Source organism: Macellibacteroides fermentans, assembly GCF_013409575.1.
Taxonomy (GTDB): Bacteria; Bacteroidota; Bacteroidia; order Bacteroidales; family Tannerellaceae; genus Macellibacteroides; species Macellibacteroides fermentans.
Genome location: NZ_JACCCY010000005.1, coordinates 1 through 19,426 on the forward strand (window position 1 = coordinate 1; position 19,426 = coordinate 19,426).

The window sequence follows — 19,426 nt, forward strand, 5'->3', positions numbered from 1 at the left end:
AGCCTTTGCTCAGGTGAAGGATTGGGCTCAGTTTAATCGGTATGCGGAAGCCAACAAAAATGTGAAGGTTCCGGCTAAAGTGGTGTTTATGGGTAATTCCATCACCGATGGCTGGTGGCCGGCAGATTCGGCCTTTTTTATTTCGAACGGCTATGTAGACAGAGGTATCGGTGGTCAGACTACCTCCGAGATGCTTGTCCGATTCCGTGCCGATGTGATCAACTTAAAACCGAAAGTGGTGGTAATCATGGCCGGAACAAATGATATCGCTCAAAACAACGGATATATTTCGTTGGAGAATGCCTTCGGAAATATCGTTTCCATGGTAGAACTTGCCCGGTTCAATAAAATTACCCCGATTCTTTGTTCGGTAATGCCTGCTTACGAATTCGGCTGGCGTAAAGGAATGGAACCTGCCGGTAAAATCATTAAACTGAATGAAATGATCAAGGCGTATGCGGATAAGCATAACCTGGTGTATGTGGATTATCATTCTGTATTGAAGGACGAAAGAAATGGACTTCCTTCTAAATATTCGTATGATGAGGTACATCCCACACTGGAAGCCTATAAGATAATGGAAAACATTGTTCAGAAAGCCATTCAGAAAGTGCTTAAATAAACAAGTTATTTAAGGATATGCACAAAATACCATTGCTGCTTTTCGGGAGGTGGCAGTGGTATTTTTTCTTAGAATTGTAATACCACAAACAGTAGGTGGTCATTTCTCGGTTTTAGAATATACTTGTGAATAGTATGCTCTTTCTATACATTTTTAAATAATTGTTATACTTTTGTAACGAAGTAAAATAGAAATGGATCAGAAACAGCTTTTACAAACATTAAAGACCGGAAATAAAGATTCTTTTACGCTTCTTTATCAGGAATACTGGAGTCAGGTTTATAACTTTAGTCGTCTTTATTTAACTACCAGAGAGGCCGCCGAGGAGGTCGTTCAGGAGGTGTTTGTAAAGGTATGGGAAACCCGTGAATTTATCCGTGAGGATGATAATTTTAAAGGACTTCTTTTTATTATAACCAGAAATCTTATTTTTAATCAGTCTCGAAAAAATTTTAATGAAGACTTTTATAAAATGACAGTGCTTTCTACTTTGGAACAATCGTATGATATGGAAGCCGAAATAGAAGCCAATAATTTACGTGAATATATTGATCAGCTTATTTCAGACCTACCTCCGCAGCGACAACTGATTTTTAATATGAGTCGGAAGGAAAATCTATCCTATAAAGAGATTGCAGCCCAACTAAATATTTCGGAAAAAACTGTTGAAAATCAGATATCATCTGCCATTAAATTTTTAAGACAAAACCTTATTTTGCTTACCGTTTTTCTTCTCGGACAGTAATTAATCATTTTATTTTTATAGTTGAGTAGGGGATGGTAGTCTCTTACGTGTATTTATATATGTATCAAAGAATGAAAAGATGACAGTAAATAAAATATATATAAAGAAAATACTAAACAATTCAATGAATGAAACTGAAAAGGAAAAGTTGCATTCAGGAAAGTTATTTTCTAATGTATTGGAAAAGCAATGGGAAGACGCCCAAGATGCTACAGCAAAGGATAAAACAGATATGAATCGTATTTGGGCTAAAATACAAAAGGAATTATGGGAAAGTAAACAAGCGAAGACTTATGAGTATTATAAAATATACAGCATTGCGGCTTCAATTCTGCTGCTTATTGGCATTGGATGTTTTGCCTGGATACTCTCCCGCGATCAATCCAGTAATACAATGTTTGTTGCAACGTCTGGAATCCAGAATATGCAATCAATATTGCTTCCAGATGGTTCTCAGGTACAGTTGGGTCCTGGAAGCAAATTGGTTTATCCCTCGGAATTTGATGGAAAAACCAGAGAAGTTAAATTGGAAGGACAAGCCTTTTTTGATGTAGCCAAGGATAAAAGTAAACCATTTGTAGTTAAAACAAAAGATATGGATGTTACCGCTTTGGGTACTGCTTTTGAGGTGTTTAGCTATGAAATGGAAAACAGTATAGAAACCGTATTATTAAATGGTAAAGTAAAAGTTGATCTTTTACATGGTAATCATAAGAGAGAGGTAATTTTAAATCCCAATGATAAATTAACGCTTTCAAGAAGTGATGCCAGAATCTCCATAGAGAAGGTCAATGCAACTAAATATTCTGATTGGAGAAATCTGGGAATTTTAAGTTTTGAAAATGAAAAGTTGTCAATGATCATCCCTCGTCTGGAAAAGTGGTATGGACAAAAGATCTTTTGTCAAAAAGATTTAGCAAATACGTATCGCTTCACATTTAAAGTAAGAAATGAATCCTTGGATCGAATATTATATATGCTTAATAACTCATCGCCAATCAAATATAGGAAAGCAGGGGATAATTATGAATTATACCTGATTAATTAAATTGTGTTAACCATTAAAATCAGAATGAATATGGACTTTGATAATGATTCGTGATACGAAAAATGTTGAAGGATACGAATATCCTCCAACATATTAATCTAATAATTCGCAGGAACAAGGAGTCGAGGCCAATAACCTGCAAATATTAATTACTAACACGCAAAAATATGAAAAAATCATTTACTTGGGATTATTGTGTCCCGTTATTAACAAAAACAATAAGAATCATGAAAATTACAACCTTTTTATTGATGGTTGCTATCTGTAGTATAACTGCGTCTACATACGCACAAAGCTTTAAAGTAACTATACAGAAACAGAATAGTACTATCATAGATATTTTGAAAGAAATAGAGGGCTCAAGCGAATTTACCTTCTTTTTTAATAACAACCTTGTTGATATCAATAAGAAGGTTAGCGTAAATGTAAAGAATGGTTCTTTAGAAGAGTTGTTAACGCAAGTGCTTAAAAACACTGGTTATAGTTACGAAGTTATAGATCGACAGGTTTTGATAAAGCAAAAAAATACTATCGACAAGACAGAAAAAAACATAGTTCAACAAGCAACTAAGATTACCGGAATTATAGTCAGCGAAACAGGAGAGGCAATAATAGGTGCTAATGTAATGATAAAAGGGACCAGTAATGGAACTGTTACTGATATGGATGGAAAATTCAGCCTTAATGCTGGTAAGGGTTCCATCCTGGAAATATCATTTTTAGGATATGTATCGCAACAGATACTCGTAAAAAATGAAAATACCATTCGTATTATATTAAAGGAGGATTCAAAGGCTTTGGATGAGGTTGTTGTAGTGGGTTATGGGGTTCAGAAAAAAGTTAATCTTTCTGGTGCTGTAGCTACTGTTGCCACAAAAACTTTGGAAAACCGACCGGTTGTAAATGTTGGTCAGGCTTTGCAGGGTTCTGTAGCTAATATGAATGTAAGTATTGGAAGTGGAAAAGCCGACGAATCTCCTTCTTTTAATATTCGAGGTACAACATCGTTAAATGGAGGAACACCTTTAATTATAATAGACGGAATTGTTTCTGATAAAGATCAGCTAAATAGAATGAATCCTTCTGATATTGAAAATGTTTCAGTGCTTAAGGACGCAGCTTCATCTGCTATATATGGTTCACGTGCAGCCTTCGGTGTAATTTTGGTCACAACGAAATCTGGTAAAAACGAGAAGCTAACAATCAATTACAATAATAATTTTGTAATGAGAACAATTACACGGATGCCCGAAATCGTAACTGATCCATATCTTATTGCTACAACCCGCAATACCATGTCTGCTCCCTGGTACAATTTATACAATGAGGAGCAATTAGCCTACGCAAAAAAACGTTCGGAAGATCCAGATAATACAGACCCGTATTTTATTAATCCCGACGGTACATATAGCTACTTTGGTACAACCGATTGGATGAATGAGGCTTTTAAAAATACTGGATTCTCAACGATTCACAGTATGGATATTTCCGGGAAGACGGATCGATTGAGCTATTATTTATCAGGTAATTATAACTTTCAGGATGGAATGGTGAAATATGGTACTGATAAGTATAATCGTTATAATATACATTCAAAACTGAATTTTGAATTAACAAAATGGTGGAGTGTTGGTAATAATACAAATTTTGTTACTTCGGATTATGATTATTCAGGTTATATGTCGACTGCTTATCGTGAAATAAATCGAAAAAGCCCGATGGATGTACCTTTGAATCCAGATGGTACGTGGACTGCAACTGGAGCATCCGTTTTGGGTCGTTTGAGAGATGGTGGTAGAAATAAAAAATACGACACAAACTTGTCTACGCAGTTTACAACCAAAGTAGAATTTATCAAAGATATTCTTTTTGTAAATGGAAACTTTGCATACACGAGTAAAAATATTAAGAATAATGGTTATAGTATTCCGGTAACTTATTACAATGGTCCTGATTTACCCGCCCGCTATTATGATGAAGTAAGTAGCGCTTGGGGTGATAATGCAAATGTTAAACATCTTTTGTTTGATGTTTATGGAACATTTCAGAAAACATTTAATAAGAAACATTCAATAACAACATTAATTGGTTTTAATCAGGAAGAATACAGATATGATATAATGTCGGCAAGCCGAAAAGAATTAATATCGAATTCCCTACCATCCATTAATCTGGGTACAGGAGATATGAATGTTGGACAAACTATTTCTACATGGGCGCTTCGAGGTTCTTTTGCCCGTTTTAACTATACATTTAATGATAAATATATTGTTGAGTTTAATGGTCGATATGATGGAACTTCGCGCTTCCCGGAGACTAAACGATTTGCATTTAATCCTTCAGGTTCTTTGGCCTGGGTTGTTAGTAAAGAGAATTTTTTTGAACCTCTTCAAAATGTTGTAAGCTTCCTGAAGGTAAGAGGATCTTATGGAAGTCTGGGTAATCAGGATGTGAGTGATTATGCCTATTTAGCAACAATGGGATCAGGTAAAACATCTCAAATATTGGACGGTAAACAACCTGTTTATGTATCGGCTCCGGGCTTGGTGTCTGGTAATCTTACTTGGGAAAAGGTTATCACCCAAAACATTGGTTTAGATATAAATTTCTTGAACAATAAACTTACAGTAAGTGCTGATGCCTATATCCGACGTACGTTAGATATGCTCACTGCCGGTTCAACTTTACCTGGTGTGCTGGGAACAAGTGTACCGAAGGAAAACGCAGCCGACTTAAAAACTAAAGGCTGGGAAGTGACATTAGGATGGAAAGACCAGTTTAATGTTGCAGGTAAGCCTTTACAATATAATGTTAATTTTAATTTGGCCGACAGTCGGGCCTGGATTACAAAATTTGCAAATAAAACCGGCTCTCTCGATGATTATTATGAAGGTCAGCAGATTGGTGAAATTTGGGGTGTAACCACTCAAGGGTTCTTTACTTCGGAGGATGATATTAAAAACCATGCCGATCAGCTTTTAGTGACTTCATATCCCGGTACAAGACCTTTGGCTCCCGGAGATTTGAAATTTGAAGATAGAGATAATAATGGTAAGATTGATTGGGGTAAATGGACTACCGATGATCATGGTGATTATCACGTAATAGGTAATAACCGTGCTCGTTTTACTTTCGGATTTAGCACGTCCGCAGAATGGAATGGCTTTGATTTAAGTTTGTTTGTACAAGGGGTAGGTAAAAAAGATTACATGCCAGGAACGGGAGACCTGTTCTTTTGGGGGATATATGCTCAACCTTGGACAAATGTTACAGTTGGAAATTATTCAGATCGTTGGACAGAAGAAACCCCCAACGCTTATTTTCCCCGGTTTAAATCGTATGTTGCAGAACAAGGAAGTAAAGAAGCCGGACTTCCTCAAACCCGTTATTTGCAGAATGCCGCATATGCACGTTTGAAGAATCTTACTTTTGGTTATACTTTGCCCAAACAGCTCACTCACAAAGTTGGTGTAGATAGATTAAGAATATTCTTTTCTGGCGATAACTTGGGTGAAATTTCCGGATTGTATAAAAATTATAAAGTTGATCCCGAAACCTTGGGTAATTTTACTTATCCATTCCAACGCTCGTATTCATTTGGTTTAAATGTTACATTCTAATATTAAATTAATTATGAAATTAAATATAAACAAAATAGCAAAAATTATTTTTTGCGTTGCAGGTATAATGTCTTTGGCTGGTTGTAATGACTCGTACATGGATCGCTTTCCAGAGACTTCTATTACTGATAAAGTATTTTTTAATTCGCCCAAGGATTTGGAAGCCTATACAAACGGCATGTATGGTTATATAGGTTCAAATTACTGGGATGTTGTATCGGATAATGTTGTCTATATTGAAAATTCCTCAATGTATAGTATGATGAGAGGAGAAATCAATGAAAAGAATGCTGGACAATGGGGCAGCAGTTGGACAAGAATTCGTACTGTTAACTATATGTTAAGTAGAACAAACAGAGTTCAGGGCGATCCGATTGAGACTAACCATTATATTGGTGTCGCCAGATTATTCAGAGCTCAATTGTATTATGAATTGGTGAAAAAGTATTCTGATGTACCTTGGTACGGACGCGATTTGCAAACGACAGACACTGAGTTATTGTATAAGACCCAAGATTCGAGAACCCTGGTTGTTGATTCGATCATGGCAGATCTTGATTTTGCCGTCAATAATATAAAAAGTGGGTCAAGTAAAACAAGAATTTTCAAAAATGCAGCTCTGGCAATTCAAGCAAGGATAGCACTTTATGAAGGAACATTCAGAAAGTATCATCCAGAGCTCAACTTGACTGATGGGGATAAATATCTTAAAATTGCAGAAGATGCTTGTAAAAAAATTATGGATAGTAAAATCTATTCATTATCAAAAGTAAAGCAGGGGGATATCCCGGCATACGAGTCATTGTTTTGTAGTTTAGATCTTACACAGAATTCAGAAATGATTTTAATTGAGGATTACGATAAGACTTTGGGCCGAATGCATAATGCACAAGCTATGTTTGATTGGACTACCAGTCTTTCACGCGATCTAATGGAAGATTATTTGTTTATAAAGGATGGTAAAGTCATTCCTTTTCAGCAGGTGGAAAATTATGACAAGAAAACTGTTCTTGAAATTTTTGACAACAGAGATCCTCGTCTGGGTCAAACATTTATGATGCCAGGATTTACCAGAGCCGGAGCTCCTTTGCCTGCGCGTCCTAAATTATCTTTAGGTGGTTATCCTCAGGTTAAATTTAGTCCCCGGTCGTATGATCAGATATCATGGGGATTATCTTATACAGATCTACCGGTTATTCGTTATGCTGAAGTATTGCTGATGTATGCCGAAGCAAAAGCAGAATTGGGTACATTTACGCAGGCCGACATGGATGCAACAATTAATTTAATCAGACAAAGAGCAGGCGTGCCCACTTCAACGCTCTCTGAATGGCTGACTACTATCGATCCTGTTCAGGCAAACCGTTACTCAAATGTGAGCTCTCAACAAAAGGGTGCTGTTCTGGAAATCAGACGTGAACGTAGAATTGAATTGGCTTGCGAAGGGTTTAGATTTGGAGACTTAATGCGGTGGGGAAATGGTAAATTACTTGAAAGAGCTCCGGAAGGTTGTTATATTGATAAACTTGGTTACAGAGATGTGACTGGTGATGGAGTGCCTGATATTGCTGTAGTTGCAACGCAGGCTGATGCAAATCAAATTCCTCAGGCCGACAAAGAGAAATACAAACTAACTGTATATATACTGGCAGGAAATACGTTCGAATTAACAGAAGGAACAAAGGGATATGTGCGTCAGATCTCCCAGGTTAACAAGTTTCATTTTGTAGAACCTCAATATTATTATTATCCTTTAGATCAGCAAGATATTCTTATTAACGAAAATCTTATTCAGAACAAATACTGGAAATAATTCGCCAAACTATTTCTATGTGAAAATTCCTGCTATTTTTCTTGTCAGTATGCTGGCAAAAGAATACAGGAATTTTCTAATATTTAAATATTATGGGGTATATTAATTACATAATTTATAGTGAAATGAAAAGAAAGATGATTATTTTATGTTACATGTTGTTGATAGTGGGTGTTTCTTACGGCCAGAAAGCAAATAAAGCAAAGGAACTTCCAAAACATGTTATATTAATTGGTTTCGACGGGTTAAGCGCTAAGAGTATACGGGATGGAGCTAATATGCCTACACTCAGGAAATTAATGTCTGAAGGCTCTTCAACCTTGGAGGGTAGAACAATACTTCCTTCAAGTAGCGCATGTAATTGGGCATCCATGTTTATGGGAGCCGGAACAGAGCTGCATGGTTATACGACCTGGGGCTCTCAAAAGCCTGAACTGCCTTCAAGAGTAGTGAACAGCGATAATCGTTTTCCTAATATATTTGGTTTGTACAGAGATAAAACACCTAAAGCAGAGATTGGTTATATTTTCGAATGGGAGGGGATGAATTATTTGGTGGATACTTTGGCGATTAATTATAGACTTCATACAACAGATTGTACAGTTCCGGCAATAAAATATATTAAGGAAAAGAAACCCAATCTTTGTGCAGTTATTTATCACGAACCCGATGGTGTGGGACATAGCAAGGGATGGAGTTCGCCGGAATATATGAACAAACTTACTGAACTGGACAAGTCTCTGTCAGAAATTGTAAAAGCGGTTGAAGAGTCCGGTATAATGAATGAAACCGTAATTATTGTTACGTCGGATCACGGAGGAATAAAAACAGGACATGGAGGCGTTACAATGGAAGAGATGCAACGACCAGTAGTCTTCTATGGTAAAAATATAAGAAAAGGTTTTACTATAGAAGAAAGCAATGTGGTTTACGATATCGGTGGAACAATGGCTTATTTGCTGGGAGTAAAGCAACCACAAGTCTGGACTGCTCGTCCCATAATGTCGATTTTTAATAAATAAAGGAGATTACTACGTAAATGAATAAATTAATTGCAGGGCTGTGCTTTTTAGGGTGTTTCTCGTTCAATGTGCATGCAATCCATACCGGGCGAATTTTTGTAGACTCAAATAGAAATGGAATTTTTGATAGAGGAGAAAAACCTCTAAAGGGGGTGAGTGTGTCTGATGGATTGAATGTGGTGAAATCAGGAGCTGATGGTTCGTTTTCATTATCAGGTCATTCAAAAGAACGTTTTATATTTATCACCACGCCATCAGGTTACCGAAGCGATAATAAACATTATCGGAAGATTGCCGACCATAAAGGTAATTTCGATTTTGGCTTGCAGGTGAATAATGATAGAATTAAAAAAGATGGGAGTCATAAATTTGTCCATATTTCGGATACAGAAATTTTTAATACAGAAAATAACGAAGGCTGGGCCGGTAATATACGCGATTACGCTGCGAACGAAAAGGTAGCCTTTATTATTCATACCGGAGATATTTGCTACGACAACGGATTGAAAAATCATATTCGGTTGATGAATACAGCAAATATGGACTGTCCGATGTTTTATTGTATCGGCAATCACGATCTGGTGAAAGGAGCTTACGGCGAAGAATTGTTTGAAAGTTTGTATGGACCGGTTTATTATTCGTTCGACATGGGGAACGTTCACTATATTGTTACTCCTATGCTTGGGGGCGATTATACGCCCGGATACAAAAAAGAAGATGTCTATCGCTGGATGAAGAATGATTTAGCATTGGTTCGTAAAGATAAGTCGGTCATGGTTTTTAATCATGATTTGCTTACGAATAAAGACCAATTTATTTATGGAATCAATGATAAAGAATTTATTAATCTGAATGAGCATAACCTTAAAGCATGGCTTTTTGGTCACTGGCATATCAATTACATCAAAAAACAGGGCGAAGTGTATGCGGTTTCAACGGCAGCTTTAGACAAAGGGGGGATTGATCATTCCACTTCGGCTTTTCGTGTGATGCATGTAGATGGAAAGGGTGATTTTGTTTCAGAACTACGATATACGTATCTGGATAAATTAATTAAAATTGCATCATTGGGGAATGGTTACCCTTCTTTATATCCATCAGGTTCAATACCTTTGTCTGTTAATGCTTATTCAACTGTATCTCCTGTTAAAGAAGTTTCCTACACTTATTCGATTGACGGTAAAGGGGAGAGTGCTCCCAAGCACCTTAAAAAACAGACAGATTGGAGTTGGTATGGTCAACTTTCATTGTCGGAGTTGAAGGATAGTCACGATATAACAGTTCGGGTAAAGTCTCTCTTCAGCAATGGAGAGAAAGCAGAAACAGAAGAAAGCTTTAGATATTCTCCAATAAATAGAAATCAGGTAAAGTTTGGTAAGGACTGGAATAACCTGTTGGGAAATGCAGAGCATATTGGTATTGCTTCAGACACATTGGTTCCTCCCTTGTCTTTGGCCTGGATTAAAAATGTGGGGGCCACTATTTTTATGTCCTCACCTCTTATCTACGAAGGAAATGTATACATTGCTTCCGTAGACGAAAACTTGCTTGGAGAAGGAGTCGTTTTTGCTTTAAACGGATTAACGGGAGATATTAAATGGAAGTGTTCGGTCCGGAATTCGATAAAGAACACCATCGTTGCTTCAAACGGACTTATAATGGCCCAAGATGTGGAAGGTTATTTATATGGTATTGATGCTTTTTCGGGAGTTATAAAGTGGGAAAAAAAGCTTAATGTAAATAATTTGCCAGCACTGATTGAGGGTTTAGTTGTATCTAAAGGCATCGTTTATGCAGGTACGGGTTTGGGCCTGTGTGCTGTAGATTCCGAAACAGGAAAAACAGTATGGTCCAATACAGACTGGAAACAAAGAGAAGGCGCTACTTCTACATGGACAGTTGGAGGAAATGTATTGATTACGGGTACACAATGGGGTGCTCTTTATGGTAATGATATTTCGACCGGAAAATTGCTGTGGATGAATTCGCAAAACGGACTTAGCGACCGCGGTGCTTCACCTGCTATACAAGATGGGTTGTTATACATTATTTCTCGTAATTCATTTTTTATTTTGGACGCGAAAAGCGGGAAAGTTGTAGTTCGGAAAGATCTATCTGTTAAAGTTGATGTAACTTCTACTCCTCTGGTAACGGATAAAGAAGTGATCTTCGGTACTTCTCAATCGGGCTTGATTGCTCTGGATCGCGAAACTCTGGAGCATAAATGGACATTCAAAACCGAAGCTTCTTTGGTATATACAGCTCCATATACCCGAAGTCCTTCTGCTTCTATAGAAACAAGCCCGGTATTGTCGGGTAATACTGTTTATTTCGGAGCTTCGGATGGAACAATTTATGGAGTAGATAAAGAGAGTGGTAAATTAATATGGAAACACATAACAGGTGCACCCGTTTTTGCTACTGTAGCCATATCTGGAAATTCACTGATTGCAGCCGACTTTTCCGGAAATGTATATGCCTTTACTGCTAAATGATAGACGGCCTAAACTAGGCTATTAAAGAATATATGTAATAATATGGGACTTTGGGTTGAAAATACCTTTTGTCCCGTATTTTCTGTTTAATATGCCGACTTATTTTTTAAAATAAAAAAGCGGCAAACAGCAGGTAGTCTTTCAGCTTTATACGGAGGATTTTGAGCGATTGGGTGATCCTGTATTCTACGGTTTTGACCGATACGCCTTGCATGGCTGCGATCTGGACGTTGGTCTGCTCGCCAAAGCGGCTCAATGTGAATGTCTCTTTATAATTTTCGGGTAAATCATTGATTGCTTTTTCAATCTGTTCCGTCAGATCGTTTATAAGGTAGTAGTCGGGATCTTCAAACTGGTCTTTTAATTTCTCGTAGATGGAGGAGTGAACTTGCTCGTGGTACTGGTTTTTTTTAATAAAATTAAGACAACGATGTTTGGTTGCAGTGAATAAATAGGACTTAAGTGAGCTTTCAATTATAATTGATTCTCTGGTTTCCCAGATGTAAAGCATCAGCTCCTGAACTAATTCTTCGGCATCATCGTCCGAAATATACTGAGAGGCAAATTCGCAGAGAGGGGAGTAATACGTTATAAACAGCTGTTTATAAGCATCATTGTTTCCTCTTCTCAGCTCATCAAGCAATGCAGATTCGTCCATTCAAATAACATTCAGATTATAAATCCCTCTTTACCAACCTTGGATGCAAAGGTATAATTTTATTGCGAAATATCAATATTGAAAATAATGTGAAAAATTTTATTTTTATGTTTAGGGTATAGCCCCTTATAAATTGTCTTATAAACAGTAACAGCAAATAAATGGTGGAATCAGATTTAATAGTTAATGAAAGAGAACCCAATGCATCTCTTTTACTCTCTTACATAAAGGGGAGAGCCTCTGCGTCCGAACGGAAGCAGGTGGAAGAGTGGATGGCGGAAAATGAAGAGAACGAGCAGGCGGTTCTTCAGCTTGGTCGCATTTATTTTGCTCAACGTACACATCAACGAATTGCCTCGCGTGATCCGCATGCCGCTTTCGAGTCTATGCAGAAGCGTAAGAAGGGCAGACAGGTCAAAATGTGGATCCAGCGGATTGCTGTTGCTGCAGCTTGCCTTACGGGGGTAGTGTTTATTACGAAGCTGGCTACCAAAGTACAAAAACCGGCTCAACAGATTTCGCAGCTCATTACTGTAGAGGCCAATCCGGGGATGCGCACACACATTCATCTGCCGGATGGTACTACTGCCTACCTTAATTCAAACAGTACACTTACCTATACTATTCCTTTCGACGAAAAAGAGCGTAGCGTCGCACTTAAGGGCGAAGCTTACTTTAAAGTTAGCCATAATGCAGAACAACCCTTTGTTGTAAGTGTGGCCGACGATAATATGCATATCCGTGTATTGGGTACCGAATTTAATGTGCAGGCCTACCAGGATGAAGAAAATATTCAGACAACCTTGGTAGAAGGCTCTGTAAAATTGTTATATAAAAATGAGAGTGGTAAAATGGTTGAGCAGTCGTTGAAGCCTTCGGAAAAGGCCGACTTTAATCATCTATCCAAAAATATGATGGTTAAAACTGTGGATACAGAATTTGATACGGCGTGGATGGATGGCCGGCTTGTATTTAAGGATACACCGTTACCCGAAGTGCTGAAGAAATTATCTCATTTCTATAATGTGAAATTTGAAGTGACCGATCCTATAATCAGGAGTTACAATTTTACCGGAACTTTTTCGAACCGGCAGTTGTCGCAGATTCTTGATTACCTGAAAATATCATCCAATATAAATTACACTATAAACCAGTCCGAGAAAGACGATAGTGAAGGTGTAAAGTATACAACGATCGTATTGAGAAAAAGAAGCTAATTATAAATCGTATAACTAAATAAAACAGTCTGCCTATGTAGAATACACATGATTAAACCAGACCGTGATAAAAAAAATACGGAAAGACGTTACCAGCATCTTCCCGTACTAAAAATATCACAAACAGGTCGTTCACTTGCTTATGAAATATTTTTACAAATCTAAATCACTTACAAAAATATGAGAAAGAAATTTCATATACAATCGGTTCGTGCATTTTCTGATTCTTTCAGAATGCCTCCCAAAATAACAAAAGTCATGAAGATAGCTTTAGTTCTTCTTTGCTTATCCATTAATGCGGCTTTCGCAGCAGGGTCATACGCACAAAATACGGCTTTAACAATCAATATGTCAGAACAGACGGTAGCGAATGTTTTGGAAACAATTGAAAATCAGTCGGATTTTAACTTTTTTTATAACAGCAAGCTTGTAAACGTTAATCGTAAGGTTTCTGTAAATGCAACAAACAAGGATGTATTTGCCATTCTGGATCAGCTGTTCAAAGGAACAGATGTTGCTTACAAGGTAGTTGACAAAGATGTAATCCTTACAAAAGTAGCAAACGTTCCTCAGGCTGGTAACAAGGTTACAGGTACTATCTCAGATGCGATGGGTCCTGTTACAGGAGCTTCTGTTATTGTGAAAGGTACTACCAATGGAACGATTAGTGATATCAACGGTAATTATTCATTGGATGTAGCTAATGGTCAGACTATTCAGATCTCTTTTATCGGTTATACAACACAAGAGATTCGCTATACAGGTCAGCCGGTTCTTAACGTAAAACTTGTTGAAGATACAAAAGTATTGGACGAAGTTGTTGTTACCGCTTTAGGTATGAAGCGTGAGCAAAAAGCGTTGGGTTATGCTGTAACCGAACTTAAGGGCGACGATTTGAAGAACAATACTATCAACCCGGTTGCTTCATTGCAAGGTAAGGTTGCCGGTGTTGAAATCAGCGGTTCAGACGGTGGTATGTTCGGTTCTACTAAGATTCAGATTCGTGGTGCTTCAACGTTGAAGGGCAACAATCAGCCAATCTATGTTGTAGACGGTGTAATTCTTGACAACTCAACCGGTAGTGTTGGTGATGCCGACTGGTCTGCAAACGCAGGTGACTACGGTAACGAATTGAAGAACCTTAACCCGGACGATTTCGAAACAGTTTCTGTTTTGAAGGGTGCGGCTGCAACGGCTCTTTATGGTTCACGTGGTTTGAACGGTGCGGTAGTTATCACAACTAAAGGTGGTGGTAAATCAAAAGGTTTCGGTGTAAACTTCTCTCAGACAATCGGTATCGACCATGTATTCGCTACACCAGACCTGCAGAATATCTATGGTGAAGGTGCAATGGCCGGTTATGTTGACTACGGACAGAAAGATGCAAACGGTAACTATTACAAGTTTGACAACCTGGGTCAGTTTGTTTTGAACTCACAGGGCAAGCACACGTTGATCGATACTTGGGGTATGTCTTACGGACCTAAGTTTGACGGTAGCGAAATTGAATTGTACGACAAGACAATCGGTACCTACAGCCCTCAGAAGAACAACTTTAAGGATATGTACGACCTTGGTTTCAACAGTAACACCAACGTTTCTGTACAGGGTGGTAACGACAAAACTTCTTACTTCTCTTCTTTGTCATATAAGTATGCAGAAGGAACATTGCCAAACAACTCATTCGACCGTTTGTCTTTGTTGGTGAAGGCTACACACAAAATCAGCGACATCGTTGATATCGCAGGATCTGTAAGCTTTGCCAATTCAAGACCCCGTAATGCACAGCCTAACATTGGTGAAGGTTTTGCAAGCGGAACATTCAACCGTTCATATAATCCGGATCAGTACAGAAACAAATACTTAGGCGAACACGGTGGTTTGGCAAGCACAAACTATGGTGATACTTATGGTAGTGTACCTGGAAAAGGTACCTGGTTTGGTATTTACGAAAACGAATACACCCAGAAGGAAACAGCTGTTCGTCCCATGTTGGAAGTGAACGTAAAAATGGCCGATTGGGTTCGTTTCAAGGCAGAAGCCAACATGAACTACTACTATAACCGTGCCGAAGGCAAGGAGCTGGGTGAGGGTTATGCCAATGAAGGGGGTAGCTATAAACTGTCTCAGCTAACAAAAGAGCAGACTACAGTTGCGGGTACTTTTACTTTCAACAAACCGGTGAACGATTTCAACGTGGGTGGTTTCATTCGTGGTGAATACTACAATAACTTTGTTCAGACTTTGGCAGTAAAGACAGAAGGTGGTCTTATCGTACCGGGTCAGTACTTCTTAAGTAACAGTAAAAACCCTGTTTCTACTGGTGATTCTAAAATTTCCGGAACCAAGCAGATGTTATCTGCCGTATTTGCAGCAAACGTATCTTGGAAAAATCAATTGTTCCTGGATGTAACAGGTCGTAACGACTGGTCTTCTGCATTGGTTTACAGCAACCGTTCTGGTAACTATTCATACTTCTATCCTTCGGTTTCTGGTTCTTGGTTGTTGAGCGAAACCTTCGAAATGCCGGAATGGATTTCATTGGGTAAAGTGCGTGCTTCATGGGCGCAGGTAGGTAACGATACTCAATCGTACTACATTAACCAAGGTTATACTTTGGGAACTACTCTGCAGAGCAACGGAAGCATCTATGACTTGTCTGTTCCTACAAAAGCGTACGATCCAAGTTTGAAACCGGAACGTAAGAATGCATGGGAAGTAGGTATCGACTGGCGTTTCCTTGACAGCCGTGTGAACATCGATGCTACCTATTATAAAGAAAACACCAAGGATCAGATTATGGATATCTCTGTTCCAAGTGTATCTGGTATCAAACAACAGTTGATCAACGCTGGTAACATCCAGAACCAGGGTGTGGAAATTGCATTGAACACAATCCCCTTCCGTAACAAAGATTGGGAATGGAATTTAGATTTCACCTATACAAAGAACGAAAACAAGGTAATCGAACTTCACCCTAATGTGGCAAATTACATTGCTTTGCGTGGTGATGTTGCTTATGGTAACTATCGTATCGGTTCTGTTGCCCAGGTGGGTGGTGCTTACGGTTTGTTGTTGACAGACTCGAAACCAGCTGTAGACAAAGCTACAGGAAAGAAAATCTTACGTTTCACAAATACGGGTCGTGCTGCTTATTATGCACGTAGCGGTAAAATTGAAGAGATCGGATCATTGACTCCAGACTTCCTGGGTTCTGTATCAACAGGTCTTCGTTATAAGAACATAAGCATGCGTGCTGCATTGGATATGCGTTTTGGTGGTTACGTAGCATCTTACAACAACCGTTACGGTATGGCTTACGGATACACAGAAACATCCTTAAGATACCGTGATGCTGAACACGGTGGTATAACTTGGACCAGTAAATATGATGGCAAGACTTACAGCGATGGTGTAATTCCTGATGGTATTTTTGCTGCCGGTACAATGATTACTCAACCTAACGGTTCTTCTGTAAACGTAGGAGGTATGACTTACGAAGCAGCTATGGCTGAAGGTTATGTAGAACCTTCACACGCTTCTGGTTACCATTACTTCAACAACAGTTGGGGTCAGGGTACTATCAACGACGATTGGGTAACAAAGTTAAATTATATCGCATTGCGCGAAATCTCTTTCGGATACAGTGTTCCTCAGACTTTTGCAAACAAATTGGGCGCTAAGAGCATGAACCTGGCTTTGTCTGCACGTAACCTTGGTTACCTGTACAACACAATGCCTAACAATGTAAATCCTGAAGGTGTTCGTGGTAACGATGCAACTGAATTCCGCGAGCGTTCATTCAGCCCGTATACTGCTAACTACATGTTTACTATTAATGTAGGCTTCTAATTTAAGATTTTAAAGGTATAATTTAAAACAAATAAAAAAGATGAGATTTAAATCAATTATAGCCGCCGCATTAATCGGTACGACTTTGTTCACTTCGACAGGTTGTAAAGACGATTTTTCGGATACAAATACAGATCCTTCGGTAATCAACAAAGGTGATATCCGGTTTCTTTTCACAAACGGATTGCAGAATTTTGAACCTCAGGGATACCTCACCTGGTTTTACAATGGAGCTAACACTTCCAAATGGGTTCAATCGTATGCTTCTACAGGAAGTAACGGTGATATGTTCAACGTAATGATTGCAGCCGGTGGTCAGGGTGAAATGACAGTAAATGTACTGAAAAGTGCCCGTGAAGTTAGCTACCTGTTAGACAATATGGATCCGGCCGAAGCTGCAAAATATGAACATATTAAACACATGTTCAGCCCTATTTTGGTTTACCTGGGAATGTTTGATACGGATATGTATGGCGATATGCCTTATACTGAAGCAGTAATGGCTCGTTATACCAACCCGATGTTGCTTACTCCAAAGTATGATACTGTGGAAGATTTGTATACAATCTGGTACGATCAGTTGGTTGAAGCTGTGAATGTGCTTTCAAACCCTGTAACTGTGAATGGTACTCAAATTACGCAGACAGCCTTAGGTGCTCAGGATTTTGTATATGGTGGTAATGCCGCCAAATGGGCTAAATTCGCCAACTCCCTTAAACTTAAACTTGCCGTTCGTTTGTTACACCAGAACAAAGCAAAAGCTTTGGCTATTGCGAAAGAAGCTGCTGCAAACCCTGCAGGTTTGATGAATTCATTGACTGACGATTTTGTTTACAACAAAGGTGCTAATGAATATCACTTCGGCGACGATGTTGATGGATATATGGGTGCACCAAGCAAACAATTGGTCGACCTGATGGTCAACAGCCGCGACCCACGTGTTCGTTTCTTCTATCAGAAGAACGATTTCAACTCGAAGGTTGTTCAGGCTTTCTTCGATACAAACAAAGAATTGCCATCGTACATCGCTGCCAATGTTGATTACGAAGTGGTAAACGGAAAGAAGGTTTTCAAGGCGTGGAAAGGTGCCGGCGAACCATGGGTACGTTACTATGGTATCCCTGTAGAAGTTATGGCTTCTCAAAAGGGTGAGTACAAAGATTATTTTGACAGCAACTTGTGGAAAATCAGCATCGGTGGTAAAGAAAAAACATACACTCCGTATGCTTATTTCAACCGCGAAATGGTACAAGGTATGAAGGATTATACCTTCCCGGATGCTCCAAACGTATCTGTAACTCAAGATATCGTTGACCAACCTTGGTATGGTATGTTCTATTCTTCTGCTGAAGTGAACTTGTATCTTGCCGAATTGAAATTGATCGGTGCCGACCTTCCTGGTACAGCTGCTGATTATTTCAAGAATGGTGTGGAACTTTCTGTAAGAGCTTACGACAAGTTGGCTAACCTGAATAAGATTCCTTACTATCATTCAGTGTATGTTAATTACGGAGAGAAAGATGGCGTTGAAGATCCTCGTAACGAAAAGAGCATCAAGTTGGAAGATGGTGAAGTTGAAACGCTTCTTGCAAATCCTGCTTATCAGTTGACTGGTAACAAGGCTGCCGACCTGGAAAAGGTTTATATCCAACAGTACATTCACTTCGTAATGATTCCTAACGATCAGTTCGTAAGTGCTCGTCGCTCGGGTGTGCCTATGGCAAACAGTACAATTCTTCCTTATGTGAGATTCTCACCAACGGTTGATTATGTAATTCCAAGACGTTTCGAAATCAGTGCTGTAGAAAAGAGCGACTTGATGTACGACATCAAGATGGCTGCTTATGCTCGTCAGGGATTCTCTGTTGGAACCAACAACGATCCTGTAAAATTGAATACAGAACGTGTATGGCAAGACAAGGGTGCTCCTAACTTTGGTGCAGGTCCTAATTTCTAATCTGGAATCAGATAGATACTAAACAATACATTGAATCCCCGGCAGGAATACGGAAACGTATACTTGCCGGGGATTCTTTTATTCAGTTAACTCCCCCCGAATGAGTTCAAGAACTAATATATCGAATAAACATCCCATCCCTTTCACAGAATGAATTAATCGCAAAAACATCTGTTATTTGTCATTTTTTAGCTCAGAACCCTTTGCCTGTCTGGGTTGTTGAGAATGATAGATGCCGGTGACGGATGCATTTTATCTGTCATATGTCATCTGATATTCCCTACGCCCGACTTTTATTGTAAGCGTTCCACGATATCATCATATTCCTGCTTTACCTGTCTTGCATCTGCAACCTATAAGAGAACTAATCCTTTCCC

At 38.7% G+C, this 19,426-nt stretch carries 11 protein-coding genes; 10 read left to right on the plus strand and 1 reads right to left on the minus strand.

All coding sequences use genetic code 11. The features are described 5' to 3' along the window. From F5613_RS14450 to F5613_RS14480, 7 genes are all read left to right on the plus strand, one after another. A partial coding sequence (locus F5613_RS14450; protein WP_179400287.1) for an SGNH/GDSL hydrolase family protein occupies window positions 1-622 on the plus strand: 622 nt, incomplete at its 5' end. A gap of 193 nt (window positions 623-815) precedes the next feature. Next, a complete protein-coding gene (locus F5613_RS14455; RefSeq protein ID WP_179400288.1) occupies window positions 816-1,367 on the plus strand; it encodes an RNA polymerase sigma-70 factor in 552 nt (183 codons plus the stop codon). Between the two features lie 79 nt (window positions 1,368-1,446). Then, window positions 1,447-2,415, plus strand: coding sequence for a FecR family protein (locus F5613_RS14460; RefSeq protein ID WP_179400289.1), 969 nt, complete (start codon window positions 1,447-1,449; stop codon window positions 2,413-2,415). Between the two features lie 227 nt (window positions 2,416-2,642). Further along, window positions 2,643-6,035, plus strand: a complete 3,393-nt coding sequence (locus F5613_RS14465; protein ID WP_246303427.1) for a TonB-dependent receptor — start codon at window positions 2,643-2,645, stop codon at window positions 6,033-6,035. A gap of 13 nt (window positions 6,036-6,048) precedes the next feature. Beyond that, the gene (locus F5613_RS14470) at window positions 6,049-7,848 is read left to right on the plus strand and encodes a RagB/SusD family nutrient uptake outer membrane protein (protein WP_179400291.1); all 1,800 of its coding nucleotides are present in this window, start codon (window positions 6,049-6,051) and stop codon (window positions 7,846-7,848) included. 125 nt (window positions 7,849-7,973) lie between these two features. Continuing rightward, window positions 7,974-8,870, plus strand: a complete 897-nt coding sequence (locus tag F5613_RS14475; RefSeq protein ID WP_179400292.1) for an alkaline phosphatase — start codon at window positions 7,974-7,976, stop codon at window positions 8,868-8,870. A 17-nt stretch (window positions 8,871-8,887) separates the two neighbouring features. Then, window positions 8,888-11,365 carry an outer membrane protein assembly factor BamB family protein gene (locus F5613_RS14480; protein ID WP_179400293.1) on the plus strand — a complete coding sequence of 826 codons (2,478 nt, stop codon included), beginning with the start codon at window positions 8,888-8,890 and terminating at the stop codon, window positions 11,363-11,365. Between the two features lie 106 nt (window positions 11,366-11,471). On the opposite strand, the gene F5613_RS14485 is transcribed toward F5613_RS14480, so the two are convergent. Then, entirely contained in the window at window positions 11,472-12,023 is a 552-nt protein-coding gene (locus F5613_RS14485) for an RNA polymerase sigma-70 factor (RefSeq protein ID WP_179400294.1), read from the minus strand. A gap of 161 nt (window positions 12,024-12,184) precedes the next feature. Between F5613_RS14485 and F5613_RS14490 the strand changes: the two genes are divergently transcribed. The 3 genes from F5613_RS14490 (at window position 12,185) to F5613_RS14500 (ending at window position 19,049) form a co-directional block, all read left to right on the plus strand. After that, entirely contained in the window at window positions 12,185-13,240 is a 1,056-nt protein-coding gene (locus tag F5613_RS14490) for a FecR family protein (RefSeq protein ID WP_179400295.1), read from the plus strand. 258 nt (window positions 13,241-13,498) lie between these two features. Continuing rightward, window positions 13,499-17,092: a SusC/RagA family TonB-linked outer membrane protein gene (locus tag F5613_RS14495; protein ID WP_218858944.1), complete on the plus strand. Its 3,594-nt coding sequence runs from the start codon at window positions 13,499-13,501 to the stop codon at window positions 17,090-17,092. Between the two features lie 40 nt (window positions 17,093-17,132). Then, entirely contained in the window at window positions 17,133-19,049 is a 1,917-nt protein-coding gene (locus F5613_RS14500; RefSeq protein ID WP_179400297.1) for a SusD/RagB family nutrient-binding outer membrane lipoprotein, read from the plus strand. Window positions 19,050-19,426: the final 377 nt, after the last annotated feature.

Coding starts and splice junctions, on each gene's coding strand:
- F5613_RS14455 (WP_179400288.1), top strand. CDS start 816: ATGGATCAGAAACAGCTTTTACAAACATTAAAGACCGGAAATAAAGAT.
- F5613_RS14460 (WP_179400289.1), top strand. CDS start 1,447: ATGACAGTAAATAAAATATATATAAAGAAAATACTAAACAATTCAATG.
- F5613_RS14465 (WP_246303427.1), top strand. CDS start 2,643: ATGAAAATTACAACCTTTTTATTGATGGTTGCTATCTGTAGTATAACT.
- F5613_RS14470 (WP_179400291.1), top strand. CDS start 6,049: ATGAAATTAAATATAAACAAAATAGCAAAAATTATTTTTTGCGTTGCA.
- F5613_RS14475 (WP_179400292.1), top strand. CDS start 7,974: ATGAAAAGAAAGATGATTATTTTATGTTACATGTTGTTGATAGTGGGT.
- F5613_RS14480 (WP_179400293.1), top strand. CDS start 8,888: ATGAATAAATTAATTGCAGGGCTGTGCTTTTTAGGGTGTTTCTCGTTC.
- F5613_RS14485 (WP_179400294.1), bottom strand. CDS start 12,023: ATGGACGAATCTGCATTGCTTGATGAGCTGAGAAGAGGAAACAATGAT.
- F5613_RS14490 (WP_179400295.1), top strand. CDS start 12,185: ATGGTGGAATCAGATTTAATAGTTAATGAAAGAGAACCCAATGCATCT.
- F5613_RS14495 (WP_218858944.1), top strand. CDS start 13,499: ATGAAGATAGCTTTAGTTCTTCTTTGCTTATCCATTAATGCGGCTTTC.
- F5613_RS14500 (WP_179400297.1), top strand. CDS start 17,133: ATGAGATTTAAATCAATTATAGCCGCCGCATTAATCGGTACGACTTTG.